Raw genomic sequence first — 231 nt, forward strand, 5'->3', positions numbered from 1 at the left:
GGCGCGACCGCGCTCGCCGATGCCGCCGAGCTCTACGACTTCATCCTCGACCGCCTGACGGGCGACTACGCCGACAAGGGCGTGACCGTGCCGCAGTTCCACGCCGTCGCCGAGCGCCGGCCTGCGTCGCTGTACGACTTCGACCGCCGCGTCGATGCCATCGGCACGTTCGCCGCGTTGCCGGAAGCGGCCGCGCTGGCAGCGGCGAACAAGCGCATCCAGAACATCCTG

At 71.0% G+C, this 231-nt stretch carries 1 protein-coding gene; it reads left to right on the forward strand.

Features of this window, described 5'->3' with window-relative positions:
* Positions 1-231, forward strand: a 231-nt coding sequence (locus SB719_RS22940) for a hypothetical protein (protein ID WP_412160156.1), incomplete at both ends; no start/stop codon positions are given.

It is taken from the genome of Pantoea sp. SIMBA_079 (genome assembly GCF_046940275.1).
GTDB lineage: Bacteria > Pseudomonadota > Gammaproteobacteria > Enterobacterales > Enterobacteriaceae > Pantoea > Pantoea borealis.